The sequence below is a fragment of the Comamonas sp. E6 genome (genome assembly GCF_001010305.1).
In the GTDB taxonomy this organism is placed as follows: Bacteria; Pseudomonadota; Gammaproteobacteria; order Burkholderiales; family Burkholderiaceae_C; genus Comamonas; species Comamonas thiooxydans.
Window position 1 is genome coordinate 83,303 of the sequence record NZ_BBXH01000015.1, and the last position, 25,323, is coordinate 108,625.

A 25,323-nucleotide genomic window follows, 5' to 3' on the forward strand; every position below is an offset into this window, starting at 1 on the left:
AGTGCTCAGCAGCGCTGCCGGCGCAACCACTCCATGGCCTGCTGCGGGCTTTGGCACTGGGTGCGCGGCGCCAGCACCGGCCTGTCGACCATGATGACCGGAATACCCAGCTGCCGCGCGGCCTCGATCTTGGCATAGGTATCTGCACCACCGGCGTTCTTGCTGACGATGCAGTCGATGCGGTACTGCCCGAGCAGCGCCAGTTCGTCGGCGAGCCGAAACGGACCGCGCGCAACGATCAGCTCATAGCTGGATGCCGGCAGGGGCAGGGCACCGCCCTCCTGGTCGATGACGCGCAGCACAAACTGGTGCTCGTCGGCCAGGCCTGCAAACGCCGCCAGCTGCTTGCGTCCTATGGCCAGAAACACTCGCTTCAAAGACCGACTCAAGGCCTGTGCGGCAGCCGCCATATCGGGCACATGTTGCCATTGGTCGCCGGGCTGCGCCTGCCAGGCTGGCCGCTCCATGGACAGCAAGGGCAGATTCAGTTGGGCGCAGGCCGCGATGGCATGGGCACTCATCTGTGCGGCGAATGGGTGGGTGGCGTCGATGACATGGGTGATGTGATGCGCACTCAGGTAATCGACCAGCCCCTGCACACCGCCAAAGCCGCCCACACGCACAGGCAAGGCCGGAGTACGGCGCGTCTGGGTGGCCCCGGCATAGGAATAGATGGCCTGCACCCCGGCCTCATGCAGCAGCGTGGACAAGATATAGGCATCGAAAGTGCCGCCTAACAGGAGAACTTGGGTCATGGCCAATCCGTGGCTTTCAATTATCGGAATTCATCCATCAGGGCTGGAAGGCCTGAGCCTTGCAGCGCGACGAGCCCTGGATGATGCCAGTGTTGTGTTCGGTAGTCCGCGTCATTTGGCGCTGGCACAGGCAGGGATGCGTGGCAGGGCCTGGCCCGTGCCCTTCAGCGTCGAGCCCGTGCTGCAGCTGCGTGGACAGCAAGGCGTGGCCGTGCTGGTGTCCGGCGATCCGTTTCACTTCGGTGCCGGGGCATCGCTGGCCAGGCACCTGGAGTTGGGCGAGTGGCGCAATTACCCTCAACCCTCGACATTTTCCTGGGTTGCAGGCGAGCTGGGCTGGTCCCAGGAGCGCAGCCACTGCCTGGGCCTGCATGCCCGCAGCCTGAGCAGCCTGACGCCTCTGCTGGCGCCTCAAGAGCGCTTTATCTGCCTGTTGCGCGATGGCCCGGCCGCTCACACTCTGGCTCAATGGCTGCTGCAGCAGGGCTGGGGCGACAGCCCTCTGTGGCTGGTGGAGCAGGCAGGCAGCGATCAGCAGGACATTCGCAGCGGCACGGTGCGCGAGCTGGCCGCCCTGCTGGCAACCCAGCCGGCCAAGGCCCCTGTGACTGCGGCTTTCGAAGCGCGCGGCGATAAAGGTCTGTCCCGGGTACCAGGCAGACCCATCGATGAGTTTGCACACGACGGGCAGATCACCAAAAGCCCGGTGCGCGCCATGACGCTGGCTGCGCTGGCTCCGCGCCAGGGCGAGTGGCTCTGGGATCTGGGTGCGGGTTCGGGCTCGGTCGCCGTCGAGTGGTGTCTGGCTGGCGGACAGGCTATCTGCGTGGAGCAGCATGCCGCGCGTGCGGCCAATATTGCGCAGAACGCGCAGCGCTATGCGGCAGCGCTCGAAGTGGTTCATGACCATGCCCTGGCAGCCCTGCCCCGTCTGCAACCAGAGCCGCAGGCCGTCTTTGTCGGCGGCGGCTTCAGCGCGGAGCTGTTCAATGCCCTGTGCATGCGTCTTTCCGGGCCTTGGCGCCTCGTGGTGAATGCCGTGGCGCTGCACACCCAGGCACTGCTGCTGGAGCTGCACCGTACGCATGGCGGCCAGCTGTATCAGTTGCAATGGAGCGAAGCTCAGAGCCTGGGCAGCATGCATTCCTGGTCCCCAGCCCGCCCCCTGGTGCAGTGGGTCTGGAGCAGCCAATGAGATATCTGTTCGCAGGCTGGGGCTTTCAAGCTGGTGCTCTGCCTCAATCATTCGAAAGCTGCTGGACCCAGGCCTGCCAGAGACTTGGGGGCGCGGACTCAGCGCCCTGCCGCTGGACCTTTGCTCTGCTGGCCACCAGGAGCCAGACATCAGCGGCGCGCGCCCTGCAGGATTGGGCCAGCCAGATTCCTGGCCATATCGACTGGAAGACCTGTGCCGAAAGCGCGATTGCGCATATCGCCACACCATCCCATTCCGCAAGATTGCAGCAGCGCTTTGCCACGGGCAGCGTTGCAGAAGCCCTGGCCCTGCATGCCGGCGCAGTCCTGGCCCATAGCCGGCTGCTGGTGCTGCGCACCGTTTCGGCAGACAGACGTGCGACGCTGGCGATTGCCGGCTTGCCGCTGCCCACACCATTTATCCCTGGAGTTTTGCCTTGACCGTTCATTTCATCGGAGCCGGCCCCGGTGCGGCCGACCTCATCACCGTTCGCGGGCGTGATCTGCTGGCCGCCTCACCTGTGTGCCTGTACGCAGGCTCGCTGGTACCCAGCGAGCTGCTGGCGCACTGCCCTGCAGGTGCCCGTCTCGTCAACACCGCCCCCATGTCGCTGGAAGACATCGTGGCCGAAATCCAGACCGCACACGAACAAGGGCTGGATGTTGCCCGCCTGCATTCCGGCGACCTGAGCATCTGGTCTGCCATGGGTGAGCAGTTGCGCGCCTTGCGCGAGCTGAACATCCCCTACACCGTCACTCCCGGCGTCCCCGCTTTCAGTGCCGCAGCCGCTGCGCTGGAAGCCGAGTTGACACTGCCCGGCTCCTGCCAATCGGTGGTGCTAACACGCACCTCGGGCCGGGCGTCGAGCATGCCCGACGGCGAGACCCTGGCCGCCTTCGCGGCGACCGGCGCCGTACTGGCGATTCATCTGTCGGTCCACGTGGCCGAGCAGGTGCAGCAGGAGCTCACCAGCCATTACGGCGCAGACTGCCCTGCAGCCATTGTCTGGCGCGCCTCATGGCCGGACGAGCAACTGCTGCGCACCCGCGTGGGAGATATCGCCAGCGCCGCCCAATCCAATCCGCTGCAGCGCAGCGCACTGATTCTGGTCGGGGCCACCCTGAATCAGCAGGATTTCGGCAACAGCCGACTCTATGCCAATGACTACGATCGCCGCTACCGGCCGCGCGGCGACGAACCGCGCTTCCCTCGCGGAACCGAGGGCGCCTGATGCTGGAGCTGTTCCTGATCGGCATCGGCACCGGCAACCCCGATCACCTCACCCGGGAAGCAGAGAAAGCAATTCGCAGCGCCGACCTGGTTCTGTTGCCACACAAGGAGGACAGCAAGGCCGAGCTGGCCCAGGTCCGCCTGTCGCTGCTGCAAGGCCTGGCCGTGGAAGAGAGCCGAATTGCTCACTTCGACATGCCGCAACGCCGCCAGCAGGGATCGGACTACGACCAGCAAGTGGACGAATGGCATGAGGCCATTGCCCGGCGCTGGCAAGCCAGTCTTCAGGACCATCTCCCTGCCCGTTCGGGACGCGTGGCCCTGCTTGTCTGGGGCGACCCGGCCCTCTACGACAGCACGCTGCGCATTGCCTCGCGTCTGGGCCTGGCCCGCGAACAGGTATGCGTCGTGCCTGGCATCACCTCCATGCAGGTGCTGTGCAGTGCCCACGGCATTGCCCTCAATGAAATCGGCGAGCCCTTTCTGATCACCACCGGTCGCCAGCTGCGTGAAAACGGCTGGCCATCCGGGGTGAACACCCTGGTCGTGATGCTGGATGGTCAACGCAGCTATGAACAGCTGAAAGATACCGATGTCGACATCTACTGGGGTGCCTATCTGGGCATGCCCCAGCAATTGCTCATGCATGGCCGGCTTTGCGACATCGCGCCAGACATCACCAGCAGGCGCGCCCAGGCCCGCGAACAAAATGGCTGGATCATGGACATCTACCTGCTGCGCAGGGTCGCGGCCCCCTGACCCAAGGTCGCCCAGGCGCATCCGTCGCCTGGCAGGCACACCGGATCACCGTGCGGTGTGCTTCACCTCATCAAGGACTCGATGACTCGGGGTGTTCAGCTTGCTTTCCGATGCCAGCCTATGCGGACGCCGGTACCGCTGCATGAGGCAGCTCGAGCCGATGCCAGAGTCTGAGCATCTCCTGCAGCAGCGCTGGCGCATGGTCTGTGCGATACACCGCGCCCAACGGTGGCAAACCGCCCTCCATACGCACATCCAGCGCACGCACACGCCCCTGGGAACGCAGTCCCGGCAGAATGCTGCGGGGCACCAGCGATACGGCCCCAGGCTGGGTGAGCAGGCCCTCGAGCACGGGCAGCGACACAGTGGAGGCCGGAAACCAGGAGGCATCCTCCAGCACGGGCAGCACCTCGGTCTCCACGATATTGCGCACCGCGATGCCAAAGCTCGGCAGCACCCAGCGCGCCCCCCTCAAGGCAGGCAGCGGCACATCGCGCCGCCCGACCAGCGGATGATCAGCATCCGCAATCACCACTGCCGCATCCAGCAGCAGCGGCTCGAAGGAAAACTCCACCGGCAAAAGCTGGGGCTGGCGACAGAACACCACATCGAGACCGGAAGCCATGAGCTGCGACAGCAAAGGGGCGCTGGCGTCCTCATGCACATCCACATAGACCTGCGGGTGTGCCTCGTAAAAGCGTGGCAGCAGCTGGGAGAGCACCGAAAGCGCAGCTGCCGGAATGGCCCCGAGGCGTAACGCTGCCGAAGCCCCGCGACGAATGGAGGCCAGCGATTCGGACACTTCCTGCAATCCCACCAACATGCCGCGTGCCGCATCGATCAAGGCCTGGCCTGCCACTGTGGGCCGCATGCCGCGTGCATGGCGCTCGAACAGCTTGATGTCCAGCACCCGCTCCAGCTCCGCCAGGGCCTGGGTAGCCGCTGACTGGCTCATGTTCAGCTCCACTGCCGCCTGCATGACCGAGCCGCATTGCTGCAAAGCCAGCAAAAGCTGCAACTGACGCAGCCGCACCTGCTTGACCATACGGGAAAAGAGCAAGCGGCCCTCGGGGCTTGCAGCCCCTGCTCTGGCCTGTGCCTGTATCTGAGAAAAAGAAGAGTCAGCAGCCATGATTTCAACGGATGTCGATCGCTTCCACAAAGTTCGTTCCAGCCTCTCGCCAATGCCAGCACCGAACACCGCCGGTGTTCGAGAGCGAGCCGCTCGCATCGAGCATCGAAGTGAGCATGATTCGGATAGTTTGCACGCATCCGACTATGCATTCACTTCCGCTTGAACGGACGGAGGAAACGCCGCGACACCGCATTGTCGTGGCAATTGCCCGTGTGCTGATGACAGAGCGCCGTACCAGCCTCCCGTGGGCCTCCCGAGAGCGTTCAATGCATGGGTCTACCTAGTCGCTGGCTCGCCTTTGAAATAGCATAGTTCACAAGGCAGTAAAGCGCCGCCACGACTAGGTACACAGGCACCAGCGAGTGGTAGTTCGCTATCAGCACCTTGGCGTTCTGCATGAGCTCACCATAGGTGACGACATAGCCGAAGGTGGTGTCCTTGACCACGATGACCAGTTGCGCAACCAGTGCCGGAACGATGTAGTGAAGGGCCTGAGGAAAAACGACGAAGAAAAAGACCTGGACTTCGGTCAACCCCAGGCTTCGCGCGGCGTCGGTCTGGCCACGCGGAACGGCGAGCACGCCCGCTCGGTATACCTCGGCAACCACGGCTGCGGTACTCAGGCCTATGGGCAAGGTCAGCATCCAATAGGTGCTCAGCTTGATCCCGACCGATGGCAGCACCAGAAAGCAGACATAGATGAGCAGCAGCGTTGGCGTGCCGCGCAGGAACTCAATAACAGCAATGCTGGGCCAACGCATCAGCCTCAGCCGCGACAGCCGCCCCAGCAACAGCACCAGCCCGAGGGCCAGAGAAATGACCGCGGCCATCGCCGACGATGCCAGCGTGCCGAGCAGACCTTTGGCAAGAAAGCTCCAGGTCGTCGGCCAGGCAAAGAATTCCCAATACGGGGCATCGAGCTGCCCTGCCGAATGGAAGCGGAACACGATGGCCACCGCCAGCAAAAGCAGCACGGCTGCCGCGATCACGCTCACCCCGTTGGTGACGGCCCGGGCCTGGGGGCCTGGTGCAGCAAACAGAATGTCCTCCAGAGAGCGGCTCATCGCAGTATCCGCACTTTCTTTTCCAGAGCTGCGCCGGCCCAGGCGATGAGCAGGCCTGTCACCACATACATGGTGGCAGCCACTGCGAACGCGGCAATGCCGAGCGCCGAGTCGTTGGCGATCTTGGATACGAGCGCGGTGAGCTCCCGGCCTGGAAACGGCAACTGCGACGCCAGAGAGGTCGACAGCATCAATGCAATCAGCAGCGAAGTCATCGGCTGCACCACCGAACGCATCGCCTGCGGCAAGACCACGGCAGACACAATCTGCAGCGGCCGCATGCCCAGGCTGAGCGCAGCCTCAATCTGGCTGCCGGGAATGGTGTTGATACCCGAGCGCAGGTAGTCCGCCGTGAATGCGGAGCAGACCAGCGTCAGCGTCAGTATCACGCTGGGCTCATAGTCGATCACGATGTTGAGATCGGGTAGCGCGAAAACGATGAAGATCAGCAGCGCTACGCTGGGAATATTGCGGAAGATCTCGACGTAGACGGTCAGTGCCATGCGCAGCGGCGGCAATGGCATAAGCCTAAGCACCGCGACGACCGTGCCCAGCATGACCCCGGGCACAAAGGACACCACCGTGAGCTTCCATGTCAGCAAGAGGGCCTGCCAGAAGGCAGGCCCATAATCGGCCAGGAGCCTGGAAACCTCACCCATCGTTCAAGGCAGAGCGGGCGGCGTCGGAACAGTCGTGCTACCAGTACGCTGCCCTATGGAGATAGTCCAGAGTTTGGCCCAGGTACCGTCAGCCTCCAGCTTCTTCAGGAAGGCATTGATGAATGCTACGCCGTCCGAGCCCTTGGGCAGTCCAACGCCATAGGGGTCCTGCGCGCCGAATGGCGCACCCGCGAGCCGCGCGTTGCTGGTGCCAAGGCTCAGAGCGTTGAGCAGCAGCGTGTAATCGGTCACGTAGGCATCCACGCGCCCCTGACGCAGTGCATCGAGGGCTTCCTGATGTGTCTGAAACTCTTGCACGACAGCCTTGGGGGCATACTGAGCCAATATCGCAGGCCCCGTGGAGCCCGCTTGCGTGGCCACCTTCTTGCCGCCCAGGTCGTTGTAAGACTGAACCGTCTTGTTGTTCGACTTGACCAGCACGCCGGACTGCGATGTGTAGTAAGGGCCGGCAAACGAGATCTTCTCGGCGCGGGCAGGAGTGATGGAGTAGGTGGCGAAGACCATGTCCACCTGATTATTGACAAGCACCTGCTCGCGCGTGGACGAGGTCACCTGCGTGAACTGGTACTTGGCGGCATCGCCCAGAATGTAGCGAGTGATGAGCTGGGCCAGACCCAGGTCAAAGCCACGGATCTTGCCGTCTTTCTCATTGAGCAGCGAGAAAAGATTCGAGGTTTGCGTGCTGCCGAGGCGCAGCGTGCCAGCCTGTTTGATCTTGCTGGCCCAGGTGCTCGATGCGATGGTCGCCGCATCGGCCACAGGCCCCTGCGCAACCAGAGCGTCATAGGCCGCTGCATTGATGGGAGTGCCCTGTGCGAAAAGCGACCCACCGGTCACGATCGTCAGCGCCACCACGGTGGATTTCAGAATGGATTTGATCGACATGCGGTCTTCTTGGATGGTCTGCGACGCGAATCAATATAAAGCAGCATTTGGAATGCGCGAGCCGCTCGTCCGAGCGTAGTCAGCATTGTGCACACAATACAGCCCTTGTGCCCCAACAGGGCACGACGCCGCCAACAGTCCCAGGCCTTGCCTAGCACTCATTCGAGAGGCTGACCCGGCCGGCGTCCGGCTATGAATACTAGCAAGCAGTCTGAACTCAAGCTCGATGCGATTGCTGATGCCCAAGCCGGCCAAGCAGCGCCTGCCGCAGGCAAGGCAATATCGCCGCCGCTAGATCACACCGCCAAGGCAACCTGCTGAGAACACCTCGACGGCAGCTTTCAAGCCATCAACTTGAGAAGTCAAAACCTCGCTGTCGCCGCGCGTGACCAAATACACACGACCCCTAAACAGATCCAGCGATATTGAGCGGCATCTCTGTCCCTGGCACTGTCCATGGCGAACATGATCAATGATCGCAAGAAATACAAGGGTTTTTACTAAAAGCCATCCAGCCCCACAGAGAGCGGCGCACCCAAGGTATCGACAAAGCTTATAGCTAGCAGCAAATAACATGTACTGCCAAGGCTCCGGAATTTCTATATTTCATTTCCATGACGGCAGAAATTCGTGAACAGCACTGATGGTGTAGGCACGCATCGGCCGATATCTTTCAGGAGCCCTCCATGCCCATCTCTTCACGCACTCGCGGCTGCACAAATGGCCTCAATCGCCGCGTCGGCCTGCTCTCGCTGGCGGTTGCCAGCTCCTTGTGGACCCTGGCCGCACCGCAGGCGCTGGCCGCTGACGCCTATCCAAGCAAGCCTGTCAAGCTCATCGTGCCTTTTGCCGCCGGCGGCTCCACAGACATCGTGGCCCGCGTGATTGCCGAAGGCATGCGCACCACGCTGGGGCAACCGGTGATCGTGGACAACAAGGGCGGCGCCGGGGGTCTGATCGGCAGCGAGGCCATCGCCCAGGCAGCTCCAGACGGCTACAGCATTGGCATGGCTACCGTGAGCACAGCCACCATCAACCCCCTGCTCTACAAACGCGCCAGCAAGATTGAAGGCAAGCTGCTGCCGGTGGCCAATCTGGTGACCATGCCGTCGGTCTATATGGCCCACCCCAAGATGGGCGTGAACAACTTCAAGGACTTTCTCGCCAAAGTCAAGGCCCAGCCCGGCACCTACAGTGCCGGAGTGCCGGGCCTGGGAACGCTGGGACATCTGATGGTTGCCTCGTTCAACGAAACCATGAAGACCCAGATCCAGATCGTGCCCTATCGCGGCAACGGACCTGCACTCAATGACGCCTTGGCCGGCATGGTTCAGATCATGACCGACCAGTTGCCCTCGGCAATGCCACAGATCAAGGGCGGCAAGCTGCTTCCCGTGGTGGTCGCCTCACATGGCCGCTCGCCCGACCTGCCCAATGTGCCGACCTTCAAGGAACTGGGCTACGACGAACTCAACGAACTGGGCATCAGCTGGTTCGGTCTGGTCGTCCCCAGCAACACGCCGGCCCCCATCGTGAAGCAGTTGCAGGATGCGGCTGTCAAAGCCGTCCACCTGCCCGAGGTGCAAAAGCATCTGAAGAATCTGGGCGCTACGGCGACCGAGGCCGCGCCCTCCCAGTTCCCGGCCCAGATCGCCGCCGAACTCAAGCGCAACAAGGCCCTGCTCGACAAGGCCGGCGTCAGGCCCGAATAAGAGCCCGCCCTGCAGCCGGCCGGTTGCTTCTTCATGCCCTATCTTCTTCACCACAGCTCAAGGACCCTTTTGCCATGCAAGCGATGAGCGCCCTGCAGGATTTTTTTCAACGCGAGACACCGCGCATGACGGCATTGGCCGACCAGATCTGGTCTCTGGCCGAGCTGCGCTATGCCGAGAACGCTTCGGTCCAGCTGCACATCGATGCGCTGCAGCAGGCTGGCTTTCGCATCACCCGCGATGTAGCAGGCATTCCCACCGCCTTCATGGCCGAATGGGGCGATACAGGCCCGGTCATTGCCTTGCTGGGTGAATACGACGCCCTGTCAGGCCTGAACCAGCAAAGCGGTGCTCTGGTTTGCACCCCGTCTACCGACAGCCCCGGTCTGGCCGGCCACGGCTGCGGCCACCATCTGCTGGGAACTTCTGCGCACTTTGCCGCAATTGCGCTGCAGCAGCACCTGAAAAGCACCGGCACGAGCGGACGCGTGCGCTATTACGGTTGTCCAGCCGAGGAAGGCGGCTCCGGCAAGACCTTCATGGCCCGCGCCGGCGTATTCGATGATGTGGATGCAGCACTGACCTGGCACCCAGCCAGCTACACCGGTCTGTTCAGCCAAAGCACGCTGGCCAATATTCAGGCAAAGTTTGTCTTCCATGGCAAGGCATCGCATGCCGCGCACTCGCCCCACCTTGGCCGCAGTGCCTTGGATGCAGTGGAGCTGATGAACGTGGGGGTGAACTATTTGCGCGAGCACATGCCCTCGGACGCCCGCGTGCACTACGCCATTACCGATAGCGGTGGGCTGTCGCCCAATGTCGTGCAGGCGCGCGCCGAAGTGCTGTATCTGGTGCGGGCAGCACGCAACCACGAAGCCGCCGAACTCTATGAGCGCGTTCAGAACGTGGCGCGTGGTGCCGCGCTGATGACGGACTGCAAGCTCGAAATCGTCTTCGACAAGGCCTGTTCCAATCTGCTGCAAAACAGCACGCTGAACAGCGTGATGCATGCGCAGATGCAGGCACTGGGACAGTTGCAAGCCGATGCACAGGCGCATGCTGTTGCCGGCCAGTTCCAGGCCACGCTGGACAAAAACGATGTCGATGCCGTCAGCCGCCCTTTGGCGAGCGTGCTGCGCGGCAAGGTGCCGGCCATTTTTGAAGGTCTGACGCCCTACGACCCGAACGCTAAAGACATCATGTTCGGCTCCACCGACGTGGCCGATGTGAGCTGGATCACGCCCACCGTTCAGGCCTGGGTGGCCTGCTATGCTTTCGGCACGCCGCTGCACTCCTGGCAGATGGTGTCGCAAGGGCAGTCCGGCCTGGCTCACACCGGCATGGTGCACGCCGCAAAAATTCTGACAGCCACCGCCGTTGAGCTGTTCGCACAACCCGAGTTGCTGGAGTGCGCCAAGGAAGAACTACTGCAACGCCGCGAGGGCAAGCCCTATGTCTGCCCCATTCCTGCAGAGGTAGCCCTGCCCTTTTTGCGAAAGTAAGTTGGCAACGGTTCCTCCTCTGAAAGGAATTTCGGTAACTTCAAAGCAAAAGTCCCTGAAAACGCCCGCCAGGATTGAGGATTCGCCATGCGCGCCAGCTTGCTCTGCCTCAAAGCGGCAGCAGTCAAAGCTTGATGCAACACAAGCCCCCGGCCAGGCCGAGCGGCCATAGTGAGACATGCCGCAAGACTGCGGAAACTCAACAGGGAGGCACCATGAAGCTGATGATCGATCTCTTTTCCACCGACTACGGGCTGATGAGCCTGGCCGTGATTTTGCTGATCATCGTCATGGCCGCTTTCTTTACGCGCCTCTTCCTGGGCAAGATGAAGAACGTTGCCAGCACCCCGTTGGAGTAAATCCAGGCTTCATAGCACGCTGCGCATGCACTACCTTGGGTTGCTGGCGATATGACACGGTTTGAGTGCAAAAAAGGCCGGAGCTTTCACTCCGGCCTTTTTCTTGACCGCATCGCCCAGCGTGCTCAGTAATGCGGTGGCAACTCGTCGCGCAGATTGCGCACCATCGCGCCCCCGCCTTCTGGCGCTTGGCGCTTGAGTTCCCTCACCTCGTTGATCAACAGATCAATCTGCTGCTGCTGGCGGTAGATCGTCATATTGAGTTGCTCAAGCAAATCCTCTGTGTAGCTGGCCTTGATCTCCAGCTCCATGATTCGCTCTTGCAAGGCTTCGTGACTGTCGCTCATGACTTCAGCGCCTTGGCAAGACGAGCAATGCCTGCGCGAATCTTGTCCTCGTCAGCCGTGGCAAACGAGAGGCGGAAGGTCGCCGTATCGGGGTTCTGTGCATAGAACGGAGCGCCCGGTACAAAGGCCACGCCCTCTTCAATGGCCTTCTTGGCCAGCACGGCCGCATCCGCCAGTTGGCCACGCGCGCCCGTCAGGCGCACCCACATGAACAGACCGCCGGCAGGCTGTACGAACTCGACGGCATCGCCCAGTTGCTCGCGCAGCGCATCGCCCATGGTCTCGGCACGCTTGGCATAGACCTCGCGCACATGGGCCAGGGTCTTGGGCATGGCGCCGGACTTCAGATACTGGGCTGCAGTGGCCTGTGCAAAGGTGCTGGTATGGGCATCGCTGAACTGCTTGCACATCACGGCGCGAGCAAGCAATTCGGGATGTGCAATCAGCCAGCCGATACGCAGACCGGGGCTGAGCACCTTGGACAATGAACCGCAGTGAGCCAGCCACTCTCGGCTGCCAGGAACTTCGCGTGTCAGCGACAGCAGGCTGGCAGGAGGCGCTTCATTGAAGTACAGATCGCCGTAGGGGTCGTCTTCCACCACCAGAGTCTGGTACTTGACGGCCAGCTCCAGCACCTTTTTGCGTCGTTCCAGACTCAGCATGGCACCACTGGGGTTGCCAAAGGTCGGGATCAGATAGACCAGCTTGGGCTTGTGCTCGGCAATCAGCTTTTCCAGTTCGTCGGTCTTCACGCCATGCTCGTCCACAGGGGCGGAGATCACCTCTGCGCCATAGAGGCGGAAACACTGAATCGTGGCCAGGAAAGTCGGGCCTTCGACGATGACCTTGTCACCCTCTCCCACCATGGTCTTGCCCAGCAAGTCCAGTGCCTGCTGGCTGCCGGTGGTGACGATGAGTTGATCAGGCGCCACATCGGGCACGCCCTTGCCGGCCATAAAGGACGACAGTTGCTCGCGCAGCGGCTGGTAGCCCTCTGTCGCACCGTACTGCAATGCGGCTCCTGCCTCCTGCTGCAGGGCTGCCGCAGAGGCAGCGCTGATCCCGGTTACGTCAAACATGGCACTGTCCGGAAAGCCGCCCGCAAAGCTGATGATGCCTGGCTTGCCCAGCAGCTTGAAGAGTTCGCGGATCGCAGAGGTTTCTACGTTATCGAGTCGTTTGGCAAATTGCATACGTTTTCTTGGTTAAAGCGCTACGGGAATCTCGTCGCTGCTTGAGCGGCAGATGCCCATTGTGGCGCGCGAATCGCCCCAGAGACAGGAAGTGGCTTTTATGTAGGCGCTATTCCATGCTGCAAGTAATCAAACTCCTACCAAACAACAAAAGTTGATAGCAATTGTTAATTGCGCATAACTTCGTGTCTCAAACTTTGAATTGGACAGCGCCAAGGCTCTGACAAGAACATACGCCTACCGATCAACGGACCGCGTATTTGACGGATTTTTTCACTTGTTTTTGGGATGGAGGATTTATGCGTACTACTACTTTTACCGGCAAGGCACTGTCTGTTGCCATTGACGGCAAGACCCCGTTGAGCCTGCGCAGCCTGTGTGCCGTAGCCTTGGTTGCCAGTCTGGCTGCCTGTGGCTCTAGCGGCTCTCTGCGCAGCGACCTCGGACCCGACGGCACCGGCGGTGGAGATGTTGTTGCCGGAGGCGGCACTGGTGGGGGCACCGGCGGTGGCACTGGTGGCGGTACCGGAGGTGGAACTGGCGGTGGAACAGGTGGAGGCACAGGCGGCGGTACTGGTGGTGGCAACACCGGTGGCGGTGATGGCGGCACGGGCAACCCGCCTGTGGCAAGCACTCCGCTCACGCCGGTGCGCGACACCGTGGCGGATGTCACTGGAACGCTTTCCGGAACAAGCGGCGTCATCAGCGACGTCAACAACATCGTGACCTCCACTCTGGGCACGGCCACCAACGGCACGCCTCTGAGCGGTGTGGCCCAGCCGGCCGGCGGCATTCTTGGCAATGTGAACAATGCCGTCAACAGCGTGGGTAGCGGCGTCAGCGCAGGCCTGGGCCAGATCGGCAAGACGGCCGACCCCATCGGCACCACCTTGCAAGGCGTGGCTCCTGCTGTCGGCTATCTGGGCGCTGCGGTCACCTCGGCAGGCAAGACGGTCAGTGCGCTGGACACTCCTCAGCTTGGCGTGGTCGGCGATGTGGCGGGCCTGGCGGGCGGCACGGTGCAAATCCTGGGCACCACCGTTTCCGGCGTCGAGGGCACGGTGGCAAAGCTGACCGGCAACCCGCTGGTCTCGGGCCTTACGACTCAGGTCAGCCAGGTCGCCACACCGGTATTGAGCACCGTGCTCGGTACCACCCAGAATCTGGTTCAGACCACTGGCCTGGGCCAGCCGGTTAACAGCTTGCTGGGTACCGTGGGCGGAGTCGTCAATCATGTGGGAGCTTCCGTCACCAGCACCGGAGTTCCCGTTGTTGCTCCGCTGGGCGGTGTGGTCTCGGGCGTCGGCCAGACCGTGGCCGGCCTGGGCGGCGTAGTGACAGGCCCCGGCACACCTAGCGGCGGCCTGCTCGGTGGCGTGCTCGGCAATGTCACGGGCGGCGCAGGCGGCTCCGCAGGTGGGCCAGGCAATATTGTCGGCGGCGTGCTGGGCGGCGTCACGGGCCTGGTCGGTGGCGTGACCGGTGGAGCGAGCGGTGGCGGCAATGCCGGTGGCCCTGTCGCAGGAGCAGGCAATCTGGTCGGAGGCGTGTTGGGCGGCGTCACAGGGCTTGTCGGCGGGGTCGCGGGATCGGCAGGCGCTCCAGCAGGAGGCAGCGGCAGTGCAGGCACTGCGGTGACTGGCCTGGTCGGCAACACCGTTGGCGCAGTCACAGGCCTTGTGGGCGGTGTACTTGGCGGCGTGACCAATGTCGCTGCAGGCGCAGGAGCAGCAGGTGGTGCAAGCACCTCGGGCGGCCTGCTGGGTGGACTGCTGGGCGGCAATCTGGCGCTCGGCCTGGGCGGTGGAGCGGTAGCCACCAGCAAATAAGGGGAACGGCGGTGGTCTGTGCACCGCTTGAGCCTGGCCCGCCTGCAGGCGGGCTTTTTTACGACAGCCCCATACCCAGTTCTGGGGATGTAGGGAACAATGAGAGTCATAAAAATAGAACAGGAGGGACTTTTGCAGTCAAAAGCAAAACCACAGGGCCGCATCGGCTCCAGGATTCAGGCGTTGGCACTTGCAGCCTGGGCTCCTCTGGCCTTGTCACAGCAGGCTGGCAACCCGCTCAACAGCCTGCCCCAGACACCCGAAGCTGCAAGGAATCTGCAGCAGCAGCCCAGGCAGGTACCGGTGCAGATAGACAAGCCCCAGCCAAGTCTTCAGGATCTCATCAACCTCCGGGTCGCAGTACGTGGCGTCAATGTGCAGGGAAGCACGGCGATTCCTTTCGAGGAGGTCAGCGCGCTTTTCACGCCCTTCATCAATGGCACGCATACGGTGGGCGAGCTCAACGCCGCTACCCAGAAAGTCAGCGAGCTGTATCAACGCCATGGCTACGCCCTTTCTTTTGCCTACCTTCCTCCGCAGGATTTTGCCAATGGCGCGGTGCAGGTCATCGTGGTCGAAGGCTATGTGCAGAGCTTGAATCTGGAGGGAAATTTCGGCCGCTCCGAGGACCAGATACGCGAAATTGCCCAGCCGCTGCTCAATGAGAGGCCTTTGACCACCAAGACCTTTCAGCACCAGACCCAGCTGATGGCACGCCTTCCCGGAGTGCAGATCACCGCGTCGGCAAATCTGCCGACCACCACCGATGGTGCGGTGCCCCTGGTCATCAAATCCAAGCACAAGCCCATTGCCGTCACCGTTGGGGGCGAGGCGCGCAAGCCCACGCCGCGCATCATTGCCTCCCTCACCCTGAACGACCCTCTGTGGTCAGGCAGCCAGCTTCAGGCTTCGGCGATGTTGCAAAACCCCGACAAGGAGCGTTTCGGCAGCATCGGTTTCACTCAGCAGTTGACACCAGAGGGCACGCAGGCACGTGTCAGCTATTCCGACTACCGCAGTTTCAACCCGCCGGCAACGCGCATTCCCGGCATTGATGACCTGACACAGCAGCGCAAGCTGGACTTCAATATCAGCCACCCATGGATCTTGAGCAATACCACCCAGCTCAGCACCACGGCGGGTCTGTATGCCATCAATTACAGCCGTGAACTGGCCGATAGCCAGGCCTCCCTGCTGCGCGAGGAAAAGGTTCGCACGCTCTATGCGCAAATGGCCTGGGCGTCCTTTGGCAAGACCACCACTCGTTCGGCTTCGGTCCTGCTGGCCCACGGCCTGGACAGCCTGGGGGCCTACAAGAATCTGGACCTCTACTATCGGCAGGGCTTGCTGCAAAAGCTTGAAAACCCGGCCAAGCTGGACTTCACACGCATCACCGCCGACTATGCACAGCGCCATCGCTTCGCGAACAAGATGGGCGCCGCTTTTGCCGTGGGCGGGCAATACAGTGCCGACATTCTTCCCATCCCGGAGAAAATCTCCTTTGGATCCACCCGCTTTGGCCGCGGCTATCAGGCTGGCGAGTTCTCAGGCGATTCCGGCGTAGGCGCCAGTGCCGAGCTCAACTACCAATTCCTCATCAACCAGGCCTGGATCAAGTCGGCCGAGCCCTATCTGCTCTACGAATGGGCACGTACGCATCAGCAGACCAGCGGCGTCAGCGGCAATACGCTGCGCTCTGCCAGCCTGGGGCTGCGCCTCTCCGACAGCCGCCACTACGCACTGGACCTTGCCATGAGCAAGCCGCTGGGCGATCGCTCTGTCAACAATCCCGATAGGGAACTGCGCTACAGCCTTGTATTGAGCTACAACCTGGATCCCTGACTTGCTGCGATTCCGCCTGCCGAGCCGCTGTGTAACGCAGCGGCTTTTTCTTTGTTTCCCCCTGAACGACAAGCCACAATATCGCCCATGAAGAAAAACGATATAGCGCCGTTTTTTGCTGCGCTCAAGGCCGCCAACCCCACGCCACAAACCGAGCTGGAATACACCACGGTGTTCGAGTTGCTGACCGCCGTGCTGCTGTCTGCCCAGGCCACCGACGTAGGGGTGAACAAGGCCACGCGCAAGCTTTTTCCTGTTGCCAACACTCCGCAGGCCATTCTGGATCTGGGGCTTGAGGGGCTGGAGAGCTACATCAAGACCATAGGCCTGTACCGCAGCAAGGCCAAGCATCTGATGGAGACCTGCCGCATGCTGGTTCAGCTGCATGGCGGCCAAGTACCCAGAACCCGCGAAGAGCTGGAAGCCCTTCCCGGTGTAGGCCGCAAGACCGCCAATGTGGTGCTCAACGTGGCTTTCGGTCAGCCCACCATGGCCGTGGACACGCACATCTTCCGCGTCAGCAACCGAACGGGGCTGGCACCTGGCAAGAATCCGCTGGAAGTCGAAAAGCAGCTGCTCAAGCGCATACCCGACGAATACGCGGTGGACTCCCATCACTGGCTGATCCTGCTGGGCCGCTATGTCTGCCAGGCGCGCAAGCCCCGCTGCTGGGAATGCGTGGCGTCAAAATACTGCGATTTCACACCCAAAACCCCGGCACCGGCAGCTGGAAAAAAGAGCTGAAAACGCCCCAAATGCATATCCACAAAGCGCTTTCAGCTATATCTTTTCAAGCTCCTCAGCTCTTGCCGCTGACGCCAGCCGATTCAAAGCTGGCCATCTCATTGAGCATGGTGCAGGCCGAGCGCAGCAGCGGCCAGACCAACGCCGCGCCAGAACCCTCACCCAGGCGCAACTGCCAGTCCAGCATGGGTTGGGCCTGAAGGTGGGCCAGCAGGCGGGCATGACCCGGTTCACCCGATCGATGCGCATACACGCAGCGCTGCAGCACATGGGGCTGCAGGCGGCTGGCCACCAGCACGGCGGCCGTGGTGATAAAGCCGTCCACCACGATCAGGCGGCGTTCGGCAGCGGCCTGCAGCACAGCTCCAGTCATGGTGGCGATCTCCAGTCCGCCCATAGCTGCCAGTACAGCCAGTGGATCTTGCACGTCGGCGTGAAAATCCAGCACCCGCCCGAGCACTGCGATCTTGCGCGCCAGGCCTTCGCTGCTCAGGCCCGTGCCCACCCCGGTCACTTCCTCTATCGGCTCGCCGCACAGACGCGCCAGCAGCAATGAAGCGCTGGATGTATTGCCTATGCCCATCTCGCCCAGCAACAGCGCATTGCCCGGCAGTTTCTTGACCAGTTCCCCGCCATTGCGAAGCGCCATCGCACATTGCGCTTCGCTCATGGCCGGGCCCTGGCTGCAGTCCGCCGTGCCATAGGCCACCTTGCGCCGCCACAGGCGTGGCTCATGAGCCTTGGGAAGCTTGTGCGCAGGATCCTGCTCGCGCACCTCAAAGTCGCGGGCCACGCCGCAGTCCACGACATTCAGATCAATTCCGTTCTGCAGAGACAGCACGCTTACGGCCGCGCCGCCAGCGAGGAAGTTCTCCACCATCTGCCAGGTCACGTCGACCGGATAGGCCGACACACCCTGAGCAGCCAGTCCATGATCCGCAGCGAACACCACCATCTGCGGTGCATACAGATTGGGAGTCTCGCAACCCACGATGCCGGCAATGCGCAAAGCCAGTTGCTCCAGCACGCCCAGCGATCCCTGGGGCTTGGTCTTGAAATCCAGGCGATGCTGGACACGGGCTTGCAGCGCCGCGTCATGGATATCCTGCACCTGCGGGCAGGACCAGAGGGTGGATGGTGGGAATTCGGAAAAAGAAGCGGAACTCATGCTTGCAGTCATTCCCGGTGCATCAGGCCTGAGTGCCATCCACCACCGGGATGCAGAAGGCACGCTTTTGCGATCCTGCAAGTATCGCGCTTTCATCGGCACCGAAACGCCAAGTTCGCCGATTGCTCAGGAGCGGCATGAAAAAGGCCCCTAAGGGCCTTGGCTGAAGACGCGGCAAAAGCCTCAGCGAATGACTTCCTCAACCGTGATTTCGCGCAGGATGCCGCCATCCTTGACCGAGCCGCTGACAGCGCCGTCCTTGACACGTGCCATACAGGCCTGCTGGTCGATTTCGGTCTTGAACACACCGCAGCGGGCGTAGGCATTGCGCTCGTACTGGCTGAGGCCTTGGCCGTCGTCGAGCTTGCCCTTCTTGGCTTCGGCACTTGCCGCCATCGCCTCGCGTGAAGACGAATTGCTCTCACGCATGGGACGCTGGCCCTTGTGATGATGGCGGTGGTGGTGCTTTTTCATCGCAGGCTTGGCCGCATCCATCGCAGCTGCTTCAGCCGCCGGCTTGGCTGCATCCACTTGTGCGCAGGCCATGCCTGCCAGCGACAAAACCGCTGCACCCAAAGCTAGTTGAAGAGTCTGAACCTTGAAAAAAGCCATACGCAACTCCATTCCGAAAAGTAAATAGCTCGGTCAGCTTGCACTCACTCTCAGGCAGGACTTATCGGCTCAGCGGCTATGCGTCCGCAGGAACAGTCCTACAAATCAGACCGAAGCCTGGAGCGCGGTCGGCTCAAACCATTGCCCCACGCCCTGCGCCAGCCGCGCAAACACCTGCTCCAGGCTGGGTGCATCGTGGCCGAACAGCGCATGAATTACCTCGGCGTTTTCAAACAGGCCATGTAGATAGGTACCGATGACAGCGCTGTTGCCTCCCTGCCATAGCATGCCGGGCAACAGCTCCTGAGCCGGTCGCACGCTGGCCGTCTGCATGTCGGAACGCAGCTGGGTCTGGCCGTGGTGGATCTCGTAGCCACGTGCGGGCACGCCACTCAGGGCATTCCATGGGGCTTGCAACGCAGGCAGTTGCAGGGTCGTGGGTTGCACGGTCTTGTCCTGCGCAAACAGGGTCGCCAGCGGCAGCAGACCCAGGCCTGCGGCATTGCCGTCCACTCCATGCAGATCGATCAGCGCCTCGCCCAGCATCTGCAGACCGCCGCAAATGCCCAGCACGCGCTTGCCGAGTCCGGCATGAGCGACGACGGCGGCATCCAGCCCTTGTGCACGCATCCAGGCCAGGTCGGCAGCCGTGGCCTTGCTGCCCGGCAGAATGACCCAGTCCGCCTCGGCGAGTTGCGCGGGAGAGCGAGCCCAGATCACGCGCACGCCCGGCACTTGCAGCAGGGGCTGAAATTCATCGAGATTGCTGATGCGCGGAAAGGCGATGATGGCAATCGTGGTGTGAACGGCCCGCCCGGCTCCTGTGCTGCCGCGATCATCGAACACGCCGTCCTCCTCAGGCAGACCATGCTGGAACTGCATGGGAATGCAGGCCACCGTGGGCACCCCCGTCTTCTCTTCCAGCATCTGGGGCGCCGGTGCCAGCAGTGCTGCATCGCCCCGGAACTTGTTGAGCACAAAGCCCTTGATGAGCTTTTGCTCATCCTCGGGCAGCAGTGCCCAGGTGCCGTAGAGATGGGCAAAGGCGCCGCCGCGGTCTATGTCCGAGACCAGCAGGCAATGTGCATTGCAATGTTTGGCAACGCGCATATTGACCACATCGCTGGCATGCAGATTGATTTCGGCCGGGGAGCCGGCGCCTTCGATCACCACCACATCGTTTTCGGCACGCAGCTCGTCCAGCGCCTGCGCGATCTGCGGCCAGACCTTGAGGCTGCGACCTCTCCAGGGCATGGCGCTCAGCTCCTCATTGACCTGGCCGAACAACACGACCTGGCTGCGCGTGTCGGCCTCGGGCTTGAGCAGCAGCGGGTTCATGCGCACATCGGGCACGGCCCCCGCCGCCAGGGCCTGCAGATACTGCGCCGTGCCGATCTCGCCCCAGCGCCCCTCGGGCGTGGCCACAACGCGCGCGTTGTTGCTCATGTTCTGCGCCTTGAACGGCGCAACCTTCAGGCCCTGGCTGCGGTAGTAGGCGCACAGCGCCGTGGCCACCCAGCTTTTGCCCGCGCCACTGCTGGTGCCCAGCACCATGATGCAACGTGCTGTCATGTCTTAAGTCTCGATTGGGATCGGCAGCACCACGCGCTGCAGGATTCTGGCCAGCGCCTCGCCGGGATGGGTGCACATGCCCATATGCGAGGGCGAGGTCTGGATGATGCTGCTGCGCTTGGCCGTTAGCCAGTGATAGCGTGCACGCATGGGCAGCTGCGCAATCGGCCCACCATCGACCCTGCCTTCGCAGATGGCCACAATGGAGCCCAGGTGACGGTGCACGGCCTCCAGATCCACATTCGGGTCCAGCGCCAGCAGACGCTGTTCGTCAAGGGCCACGGCAGCCTGCAGATGACCGGTGCGCTGGCAGGAGAGGATCACACCCGCGTTCACAAATTCCTCACGCTCCACGCGCGGCACTACCCGCACGATGGCGTAGTCGTAGACCTCATGCGCGTGCATCGATCACTCCTTGCAACCAGCGGCCACGCTCGGCAAGCCGGGCCACGAAATAATTCACATAGGCCGCGCGATGGGCCTGCACATTCCTGAGCACATCGCCCTCTTTGTCGGCGGCGGCCTGCTCCAGAAAGCAGTCGGGCACCTCGTCCACGATGCTCTTTAGCACTTCGGGCCCAAGCTTGGCGGCCAGTTGCGCATCCAGTTGCGCCAGCTGGCTGGCCTGCGGCAGCAGCACATGCTCGGCACTGGGCGCAAAAGGCTTGGCCGGATTGGCGACGACTCCGTTCCAGGCATGGTGAAACGTCAGACTCGCACCATGATCGATCAGCCAGGGCTGCTTCTGGTACATCAGCATATTGGTGTTGCGTGCCGTTCGGTCCACATTGCTGACCAGGGTATCGAACCACACGAGGCGCGAGGCAAAGTCATCGTCCACCACGTCCACCGCCGGGTCAAAGTTGATGGAGCCCGGCAAATAGTCCAGCCCCACGTTCAGCCCGTCGCTGGCGCGAATCAGGTCCTGGATCTCGGGGTCGGACTCGGTGCGGGACAGGTCGCCGTTCAAGTGCAGCAGCACGATTTCAGGCACCGGCAGGCCCAGCGCACGTGCCATGCCGCCAGAGATGATCTCGGCCATCAACGCGCGCACGCCCTGCCCGGCGCCCCGGAACTTGAGCACATAGGTGCCCAGATCGTCGGTCTCGACAATTGCCGGCATGGAGCCGCCTTCGCGCAGCGGCGTGACATAGCGCTCCACCAGCACCGAGCGCAGCTTCAAGGTTTCAGTGTCCATGGGAAATGGTAGCGCCTTGCGCCCATCAGGTCTGATCGGCAAGGTCATTGGATGCTTTTCCAGGCCTGCTCCAGCGCGGCCTGCGACACGGGCGGCAGCACACCCAACCGCACATGGCCAGCCAGACCAAAGCTTGCACAGTCCCGCAGCTTGATGCCCTGGGCACGCAGGCCGGCCAGAGGCGCCGCAAGCTCTGCCTGCGGCAGACCTGCGACAAAGTAATTGGCCTGATGACCGGGAACGACCTGCCAGCCCAGCTTCTCGCACAGCGCCAGCTGCTGCGCCTTCCAGCGGCGCAAAGTCATGAGGCTATGGGCCAGCCATTGCTGCGCCTCGTCCGTCACCCAGGCCTGCAGCATGGCCACTCCATGCGAGCCCACCACCCAGGAGGCCGCCAGCGCATTCAGCGCCTGCAGCTCTGCCGCTGCGGCCTGCATGGGCGCAATCGCATAGGCAGCGCGCACACCCGTCATGCCCAGCGCCTTGTTCGGCGTCCACAACTGCCAGACCGTGTCGAGATTGCGCTCGGGTGGCTGGTCCTCCAGCCATAGCGGACGGTAGGCGCAGTCCAGCACGCGCCATTCCTTCTGCGCCGGCGGCTGCTGCCAGGCAGGCCAGATGTCTTCCATCGTCCCCAGCGGGCTTGAAGGCTCGCAGGCCCAGCTGAGCACCGGCGCCACGACCGCTTCTGTACGGCGGCACAGCGCCAGCCGCCACACCCGCGCGGCCTGCAGATAGTCGCCATAGTGATGCTGGGGAAACTGCACGCTTTTGGCACCGCTGCGCACAGCGTGCAGCGTGAGGCGATGAATCAGCTCGCTGCTGCTGCCGCCGATCAGGATGCGCTCTACCGCCACGCCATGAAAAGCCGCCAGCTGCGCGCGCAATGCCCCGTATTGCGGATCGGGGTATTGCGCTACATGGGCGGCCTGCAACGCCTTCACGGCCATGGGACAAGGCCCGCAGGCATTGCGATTGGTCGAAAAATCATGCGCCGGAACGCCCAGCGCATCGGTACCGCCATGCATGGCTGCCGCATTCACATCAAACATTGGCAAGCAGCCTTCCTCTCCACAGAAACATCAAAATCATAGCAATCAATGCAAGCAGCACATGCAACTTGATCACTTTTGATGCCAATTTTACAGACAGCTTCAGATCAGCCGCCTGCGGTGCCCGTCCCTGCGGGTTGAGTCTATAGACGCCGGGCTTGGAAAGCTGAACCCCCAGTGCCTGCGCCATGGCTCCCATGGGCCAGCCGCCATTGGGCGATGGCGTCACGGCTGCATCGCGCCTCAAACCGGTCCAGGACAGGCCGCCGGCCAGCAGCGCCAGCCACATTGCAGTGATGCGCGCCGGAATCCAGTTCAGCACATCGTCGGCGCGGGCCGCCCATTTGCCCGCCCATTGCCAGTGGCGGCGGCGCTCGCCCTGGCCTCGCCAGCCGGGGTAGCCCCACATGGCATCGGCCGTATTGGCAAAACGATAGACGGCCGCCCCGGGCAAGCCGGCCACGGCAAACCAGAACAGCGGAGCGATCACAGAGTCGCTGAGGTTCTCGGCCAGCGTCTCGATGGCGCTTTCGCGCACGGTGGCTGCGTCCAGCTGTGTCGTGTCGCGACTCACCAGCCAGCTCAGACGCTCCCGCCCAGCGGGCAGCGATTGCTGCAGTGCGGCCTCCACGGCAAGCACCTCATCCTTGAGCATGCGCCAGGACAGCAGCGGCTTGAGCAACACCCCCATCACCAGCCCCCAGAGCCACCAGGGTGCAAAACCCAGCATGAACTGGGCGAGGCCATAAACCATGAAAAACAGAGCTGCCAGCGCACACCAGACAATCGCTGCAAGGCCAAAACGCAGATAGTCACTCTGCACCTCAACACGCGGTGCAAGCGCCTGCCCCGACCAGCCCAGCAATTTGCCCATCAGCACCACGGGGTGCAGCCACACCGGCGGCTCGCCCCAAAGCCGGTCCAGCAGCAAGGCAACCAGCAAGGCCAGCAAGCCGGCTTGCACATTGGCAGCCCAGTTGGGCGCCGCCAGATCACTGGCGGTAAATGTCTGATAGAGCCATGCCAGCGGACTGAGAGAAAGACCGATCAGCTCAGTCCAGCCAAAACTTGTCATGCGTCTGTTTTGTCCTTCGCGGCGCACGGCCCGCTGCCCGGCTTGCCCTTGGTCGCCGCGGCCACCACACGCGAGTCGTCCCAGACATCGTCCATCAGCATGTCTTCCAGAGGCGCACGGCAGGCCCATTTTTCCTGCTGCAACATGGGCTCGGCATAGTAGGCATCGACTGGGCCCAGGCAGAGCACGCCCAGCGGGTGGGCACCTTCAGGCATCTGCAACAGCCTTGCCAGCGCCAGCGGATCGAAGATCGAGACCCAGCCCATGCCCAGACCTTCGGCACGCGCGGCCAGCCAGAGATTCTGGATGGCACAGGCGCTGCTGGCGATGTCCATCTCGGGCAGGGTGCGGCGACCGAAGATATGGGCCTCGCGTCCCGGCGGCATGGCGACAACCAGCACCTCGGCCGCATCGAGCACACCCTGAACCTTGAGTTTCATGAAGTCTTCTTCACGTTCGCCCAGGGCATGGGCGGTGCGCACGCGCTCCTCCTCGATCAGACCGTGGATCCGCAGGCGCAATTCGGCACTCTTGACCCGAATAAAGCGCCAGGGCTGCATGAACCCCACGCTGGGCGCGTGATGCGCTGCACGCAACAGGCGCAGCAAGACCTCGTCGGGGACCTTACCGCCCGCAAAATGACGCATGTCGCGGCGCTCATAGATGGCGCGGTAGACGGCAGCCCGCTCGGCCTCGGTGAAAGGCGTTGCGGCAATCGTCGCGAAGGAGCTGGTCTTGGATTCGGTCATGGAACTATTGTCGCGCCACAGACATGGCAAAAGCCATCAGTCTTCGATACCTCTTTGAGCGGGAATACCCGCCTGGAAGGCATGTTTGATCAGCGTCATCTCGGTCACCGTGTCGGCGATGTCGATGATCTCCTGCGGGCAGCGGCGGCCTGTCAGGCAGACATGCACATCCTTGGGACGCGCCTTGAGCGTGTCCAGCACCTCCTGCAGCGGCAGCCAGCCGTAGATCAGCGGATAGGTGATCTCGTCGAGCACGACCAGAAACAGCTCGCCCGAGAGAATATCGGCCTTGGCCTTTTCCCAGCCGTCACGCGCCAGCTGGGCGGAGTGATCGAGGTCCTTGCTCTTCCAGCTGAAGCCGTCGCCAAGCCCTTCGATGGGCAGTCCGACCTGCTCGGCCAGGCGGTGCTCGCCAAAGCGGGCCGTCGGTACCTTCATGAACTGGTAGACCTTGACGGCCTTGCCCCGGCCCGTGGCGCGAAAGGCCAGACCAAAGGCGGCCGTGCTCTTGCCCTTGCCATTGCCGGTGTTGACGATGATCAGGCCGCGGCGTTCGCCCTCGGGCTTTTCGTAAGGCTTCTCGGTGGGAGGATTTTCAATATTCATAGCTAATCTCGCTTGTCTATCAAGGGCTAAAGGGCAAAAAATCAAGAACTTCAGCCGGAC

The 25,323-nt window shown here is 62.5% G+C and carries 27 protein-coding genes; 11 read left to right on the forward strand and 16 right to left on the reverse strand.

Features of this window, described 5'->3' with window-relative positions; genetic code table 11:
- Nucleotides 1-5 precede the first annotated feature (5 nt).
- A complete protein-coding gene (locus CSE6_RS14210; RefSeq protein ID WP_080745957.1) occupies nucleotides 6-761 on the reverse strand; it encodes a cobalt-precorrin-6A reductase in 756 nt (251 codons plus the stop codon).
- On the opposite strand from CSE6_RS14210, the gene cbiT reads away from it, so the two are divergent.
- The 4 genes from cbiT to cobF are packed head-to-tail and all read left to right on the forward strand — an operon-like array spanning nucleotide 754 to nucleotide 3,939.
- A complete protein-coding gene (gene cbiT / locus CSE6_RS14215; RefSeq protein ID WP_059440791.1) occupies nucleotides 754-1,950 on the forward strand; it encodes a precorrin-6Y C5,15-methyltransferase (decarboxylating) subunit CbiT in 1,197 nt (398 codons plus the stop codon). The two genes, CSE6_RS14210 and cbiT, sit on opposite strands and share 8 nt — an antisense overlap.
- A complete protein-coding gene (locus CSE6_RS14220; RefSeq protein ID WP_034407857.1) occupies nucleotides 1,947-2,390 on the forward strand; it encodes a cobalamin biosynthesis protein in 444 nt (147 codons plus the stop codon). Before cbiT ends, CSE6_RS14220 begins: the two co-directional genes overlap by 4 nt.
- Nucleotides 2,387-3,181 (forward strand): precorrin-4 C(11)-methyltransferase, encoded by a 795-nt coding sequence (gene cobM / locus CSE6_RS14225; RefSeq protein WP_034407854.1) that lies wholly within the window; start codon nucleotides 2,387-2,389, stop codon nucleotides 3,179-3,181. Before CSE6_RS14220 ends, cobM begins: the two co-directional genes overlap by 4 nt.
- A complete protein-coding gene (gene cobF / locus CSE6_RS14230; protein ID WP_059440792.1) occupies nucleotides 3,181-3,939 on the forward strand; it encodes a precorrin-6A synthase (deacetylating) in 759 nt (252 codons plus the stop codon). Before cobM ends, cobF begins: the two co-directional genes overlap by 1 nt.
- Nucleotides 3,940-4,057: 118 nt before the next feature.
- Here cobF and CSE6_RS14235 read toward each other — a convergent pair whose 3' ends face one another.
- The 4 genes from CSE6_RS14235 to CSE6_RS14250 all read right to left on the reverse strand — a co-directional run bounded on the left by CSE6_RS14235 (nucleotide 4,058) and on the right by CSE6_RS14250 (nucleotide 7,703).
- A complete protein-coding gene (locus CSE6_RS14235; RefSeq protein ID WP_059440793.1) occupies nucleotides 4,058-5,071 on the reverse strand; it encodes a LysR family transcriptional regulator in 1,014 nt (337 codons plus the stop codon).
- Nucleotides 5,072-5,337: 266 nt separating this feature from the next.
- Entirely contained in the window at nucleotides 5,338-6,138 is an 801-nt protein-coding gene (locus tag CSE6_RS14240) for an amino acid ABC transporter permease (RefSeq protein ID WP_059440794.1), read from the reverse strand.
- On the reverse strand, nucleotides 6,135-6,797 hold the full coding sequence (locus tag CSE6_RS14245; protein ID WP_034392397.1) for an amino acid ABC transporter permease: 663 nt from the start codon (nucleotides 6,795-6,797) through the stop codon (nucleotides 6,135-6,137). Before CSE6_RS14245 ends, CSE6_RS14240 begins: the two co-directional genes overlap by 4 nt.
- Before the next feature lie 3 nt (nucleotides 6,798-6,800).
- Nucleotides 6,801-7,703, reverse strand: a complete 903-nt coding sequence (locus CSE6_RS14250) for a glutamate ABC transporter substrate-binding protein (protein ID WP_034377483.1) — start codon at nucleotides 7,701-7,703, stop codon at nucleotides 6,801-6,803.
- A 192-nt stretch (nucleotides 7,704-7,895) separates the two neighbouring features.
- Between CSE6_RS14250 and CSE6_RS26700 the strand changes: the two genes are divergently transcribed.
- The 4 genes from CSE6_RS26700 to CSE6_RS14265 all read left to right on the forward strand — a co-directional run bounded on the left by CSE6_RS26700 (nucleotide 7,896) and on the right by CSE6_RS14265 (nucleotide 11,276).
- On the forward strand, nucleotides 7,896-8,024 hold the full coding sequence (locus tag CSE6_RS26700) for a hypothetical protein (protein ID WP_274522624.1): 129 nt from the start codon (nucleotides 7,896-7,898) through the stop codon (nucleotides 8,022-8,024).
- 365 nt (nucleotides 8,025-8,389) lie between these two features.
- Entirely contained in the window at nucleotides 8,390-9,415 is a 1,026-nt protein-coding gene (locus tag CSE6_RS14255; protein WP_034392394.1) for a tripartite tricarboxylate transporter substrate binding protein BugE, read from the forward strand.
- A gap of 74 nt (nucleotides 9,416-9,489) precedes the next feature.
- The gene (locus CSE6_RS14260) at nucleotides 9,490-10,917 is read left to right on the forward strand and encodes a M20 family metallopeptidase (protein WP_059440795.1); all 1,428 of its coding nucleotides are present in this window, start codon (nucleotides 9,490-9,492) and stop codon (nucleotides 10,915-10,917) included.
- Nucleotides 10,918-11,132: 215 nt separating this feature from the next.
- A complete protein-coding gene (locus tag CSE6_RS14265; RefSeq protein ID WP_012837967.1) occupies nucleotides 11,133-11,276 on the forward strand; it encodes a DUF3149 domain-containing protein in 144 nt (47 codons plus the stop codon).
- 125 nt (nucleotides 11,277-11,401) lie between these two features.
- On the opposite strand, the gene CSE6_RS14270 is transcribed toward CSE6_RS14265, so the two are convergent.
- Together CSE6_RS14270 and CSE6_RS14275 are read right to left on the reverse strand one after the other, a co-directional pair.
- Nucleotides 11,402-11,623: a SlyX family protein gene (locus tag CSE6_RS14270; RefSeq protein WP_003063015.1), complete on the reverse strand. Its 222-nt coding sequence runs from the start codon at nucleotides 11,621-11,623 to the stop codon at nucleotides 11,402-11,404.
- On the reverse strand, nucleotides 11,620-12,816 hold the full coding sequence (locus CSE6_RS14275) for a PLP-dependent aminotransferase family protein (protein ID WP_034392387.1): 1,197 nt from the start codon (nucleotides 12,814-12,816) through the stop codon (nucleotides 11,620-11,622). The genes CSE6_RS14270 and CSE6_RS14275 overlap by 4 nt, the downstream gene beginning before the upstream one ends.
- A 299-nt stretch (nucleotides 12,817-13,115) precedes the next feature.
- Between CSE6_RS14275 and CSE6_RS26705 the strand changes: the two genes are divergently transcribed.
- The 3 genes from CSE6_RS26705 to nth all read left to right on the forward strand — a co-directional run bounded on the left by CSE6_RS26705 (nucleotide 13,116) and on the right by nth (nucleotide 17,231).
- A complete protein-coding gene (locus CSE6_RS26705) occupies nucleotides 13,116-14,645 on the forward strand; it encodes a collagen-like triple helix repeat-containing protein (protein ID WP_059440796.1) in 1,530 nt (509 codons plus the stop codon).
- A gap of 132 nt (nucleotides 14,646-14,777) precedes the next feature.
- Complete coding sequence (locus tag CSE6_RS14285; protein ID WP_193751126.1) at nucleotides 14,778-16,487, forward strand: ShlB/FhaC/HecB family hemolysin secretion/activation protein; 1,710 nt, start codon at nucleotides 14,778-14,780, stop codon at nucleotides 16,485-16,487.
- Nucleotides 16,488-16,574: 87 nt separating this feature from the next.
- Nucleotides 16,575-17,231: an endonuclease III gene (gene nth, locus CSE6_RS14290; protein WP_059440798.1), complete on the forward strand. Its 657-nt coding sequence runs from the start codon at nucleotides 16,575-16,577 to the stop codon at nucleotides 17,229-17,231.
- A 55-nt stretch (nucleotides 17,232-17,286) separates the two neighbouring features.
- Here nth and cobT read toward each other — a convergent pair whose 3' ends face one another.
- From cobT to cobO, 9 genes are all read right to left on the reverse strand, one after another.
- Nucleotides 17,287-18,399 (reverse strand): nicotinate-nucleotide--dimethylbenzimidazole phosphoribosyltransferase, encoded by a 1,113-nt coding sequence (gene cobT, locus CSE6_RS14295; protein ID WP_034351835.1) that lies wholly within the window; start codon nucleotides 18,397-18,399, stop codon nucleotides 17,287-17,289.
- Nucleotides 18,400-18,582: 183 nt separating this feature from the next.
- Nucleotides 18,583-19,011 (reverse strand): hypothetical protein, encoded by a 429-nt coding sequence (locus CSE6_RS14300; protein WP_034351857.1) that lies wholly within the window; start codon nucleotides 19,009-19,011, stop codon nucleotides 18,583-18,585.
- 105 nt (nucleotides 19,012-19,116) lie between these two features.
- Nucleotides 19,117-20,583, reverse strand: a complete 1,467-nt coding sequence (locus tag CSE6_RS14305) for a cobyric acid synthase (protein ID WP_059440799.1) — start codon at nucleotides 20,581-20,583, stop codon at nucleotides 19,117-19,119.
- A 3-nt stretch (nucleotides 20,584-20,586) separates the two neighbouring features.
- On the reverse strand, nucleotides 20,587-20,988 hold the full coding sequence (locus CSE6_RS14310; protein WP_059440800.1) for a DUF3037 domain-containing protein: 402 nt from the start codon (nucleotides 20,986-20,988) through the stop codon (nucleotides 20,587-20,589).
- Entirely contained in the window at nucleotides 20,975-21,760 is a 786-nt protein-coding gene (locus CSE6_RS14315; RefSeq protein ID WP_059440826.1) for a HipA family kinase, read from the reverse strand. Before CSE6_RS14315 ends, CSE6_RS14310 begins: the two co-directional genes overlap by 14 nt.
- A gap of 65 nt (nucleotides 21,761-21,825) precedes the next feature.
- Complete coding sequence (locus CSE6_RS14320; RefSeq protein WP_034407831.1) at nucleotides 21,826-22,833, reverse strand: aminotransferase class I/II-fold pyridoxal phosphate-dependent enzyme; 1,008 nt, start codon at nucleotides 22,831-22,833, stop codon at nucleotides 21,826-21,828.
- Nucleotides 22,826-23,908: an adenosylcobinamide-phosphate synthase CbiB gene (gene cbiB, locus CSE6_RS14325; protein WP_059440801.1), complete on the reverse strand. Its 1,083-nt coding sequence runs from the start codon at nucleotides 23,906-23,908 to the stop codon at nucleotides 22,826-22,828. Before cbiB ends, CSE6_RS14320 begins: the two co-directional genes overlap by 8 nt.
- On the reverse strand, nucleotides 23,905-24,657 hold the full coding sequence (gene bluB / locus CSE6_RS14330) for a 5,6-dimethylbenzimidazole synthase (RefSeq protein WP_034351830.1): 753 nt from the start codon (nucleotides 24,655-24,657) through the stop codon (nucleotides 23,905-23,907). Before bluB ends, cbiB begins: the two co-directional genes overlap by 4 nt.
- Nucleotides 24,658-24,693: 36 nt before the next feature.
- A complete protein-coding gene (cobO, locus tag CSE6_RS14335; RefSeq protein WP_003063040.1) occupies nucleotides 24,694-25,263 on the reverse strand; it encodes a cob(I)yrinic acid a,c-diamide adenosyltransferase in 570 nt (189 codons plus the stop codon).
- Nucleotides 25,264-25,323 lie beyond the last annotated feature (60 nt).

Excerpts from the sequence above, each read along its gene's own strand:
- CSE6_RS26705 (WP_059440796.1), top strand. The coding sequence starts at position 13,116 with ATGCGTACTACTACTTTTACCGGCAAGGCACTGTCTGTTGCCATTGAC.
- cobF (WP_059440792.1), top strand. The coding sequence starts at position 3,181 with ATGCTGGAGCTGTTCCTGATCGGCATCGGCACCGGCAACCCCGATCAC.
- cobT (WP_034351835.1), bottom strand. The coding sequence starts at position 18,399 with ATGAGTTCCGCTTCTTTTTCCGAATTCCCACCATCCACCCTCTGGTCC.
- CSE6_RS14235 (WP_059440793.1), bottom strand. The coding sequence starts at position 5,071 with ATGGCTGCTGACTCTTCTTTTTCTCAGATACAGGCACAGGCCAGAGCA.
- CSE6_RS14240 (WP_059440794.1), bottom strand. The coding sequence starts at position 6,138 with ATGAGCCGCTCTCTGGAGGACATTCTGTTTGCTGCACCAGGCCCCCAG.
- CSE6_RS14275 (WP_034392387.1), bottom strand. The coding sequence starts at position 12,816 with ATGCAATTTGCCAAACGACTCGATAACGTAGAAACCTCTGCGATCCGC.
- CSE6_RS14305 (WP_059440799.1), bottom strand. The coding sequence starts at position 20,583 with ATGACAGCACGTTGCATCATGGTGCTGGGCACCAGCAGTGGCGCGGGC.
- cbiT (WP_059440791.1), top strand. The coding sequence starts at position 754 with ATGGCCAATCCGTGGCTTTCAATTATCGGAATTCATCCATCAGGGCTG.
- CSE6_RS14245 (WP_034392397.1), bottom strand. The coding sequence starts at position 6,797 with ATGGGTGAGGTTTCCAGGCTCCTGGCCGATTATGGGCCTGCCTTCTGG.
- CSE6_RS26700 (WP_274522624.1), top strand. The coding sequence starts at position 7,896 with ATGAATACTAGCAAGCAGTCTGAACTCAAGCTCGATGCGATTGCTGAT.
- cobO (WP_003063040.1), bottom strand. The coding sequence starts at position 25,263 with ATGAATATTGAAAATCCTCCCACCGAGAAGCCTTACGAAAAGCCCGAG.
- CSE6_RS14265 (WP_012837967.1), top strand. The coding sequence starts at position 11,133 with ATGAAGCTGATGATCGATCTCTTTTCCACCGACTACGGGCTGATGAGC.
- CSE6_RS14260 (WP_059440795.1), top strand. The coding sequence starts at position 9,490 with ATGCAAGCGATGAGCGCCCTGCAGGATTTTTTTCAACGCGAGACACCG.
- bluB (WP_034351830.1), bottom strand. The coding sequence starts at position 24,657 with ATGACCGAATCCAAGACCAGCTCCTTCGCGACGATTGCCGCAACGCCT.
- CSE6_RS14300 (WP_034351857.1), bottom strand. The coding sequence starts at position 19,011 with ATGGCTTTTTTCAAGGTTCAGACTCTTCAACTAGCTTTGGGTGCAGCG.
- CSE6_RS14220 (WP_034407857.1), top strand. The coding sequence starts at position 1,947 with ATGAGATATCTGTTCGCAGGCTGGGGCTTTCAAGCTGGTGCTCTGCCT.
- cbiB (WP_059440801.1), bottom strand. The coding sequence starts at position 23,908 with ATGACAAGTTTTGGCTGGACTGAGCTGATCGGTCTTTCTCTCAGTCCG.
- CSE6_RS14310 (WP_059440800.1), bottom strand. The coding sequence starts at position 20,988 with ATGCACGCGCATGAGGTCTACGACTACGCCATCGTGCGGGTAGTGCCG.
- CSE6_RS14270 (WP_003063015.1), bottom strand. The coding sequence starts at position 11,623 with ATGAGCGACAGTCACGAAGCCTTGCAAGAGCGAATCATGGAGCTGGAG.
- nth (WP_059440798.1), top strand. The coding sequence starts at position 16,575 with ATGAAGAAAAACGATATAGCGCCGTTTTTTGCTGCGCTCAAGGCCGCC.
- CSE6_RS14255 (WP_034392394.1), top strand. The coding sequence starts at position 8,390 with ATGCCCATCTCTTCACGCACTCGCGGCTGCACAAATGGCCTCAATCGC.
- CSE6_RS14250 (WP_034377483.1), bottom strand. The coding sequence starts at position 7,703 with ATGTCGATCAAATCCATTCTGAAATCCACCGTGGTGGCGCTGACGATC.
- CSE6_RS14320 (WP_034407831.1), bottom strand. The coding sequence starts at position 22,833 with ATGTTTGATGTGAATGCGGCAGCCATGCATGGCGGTACCGATGCGCTG.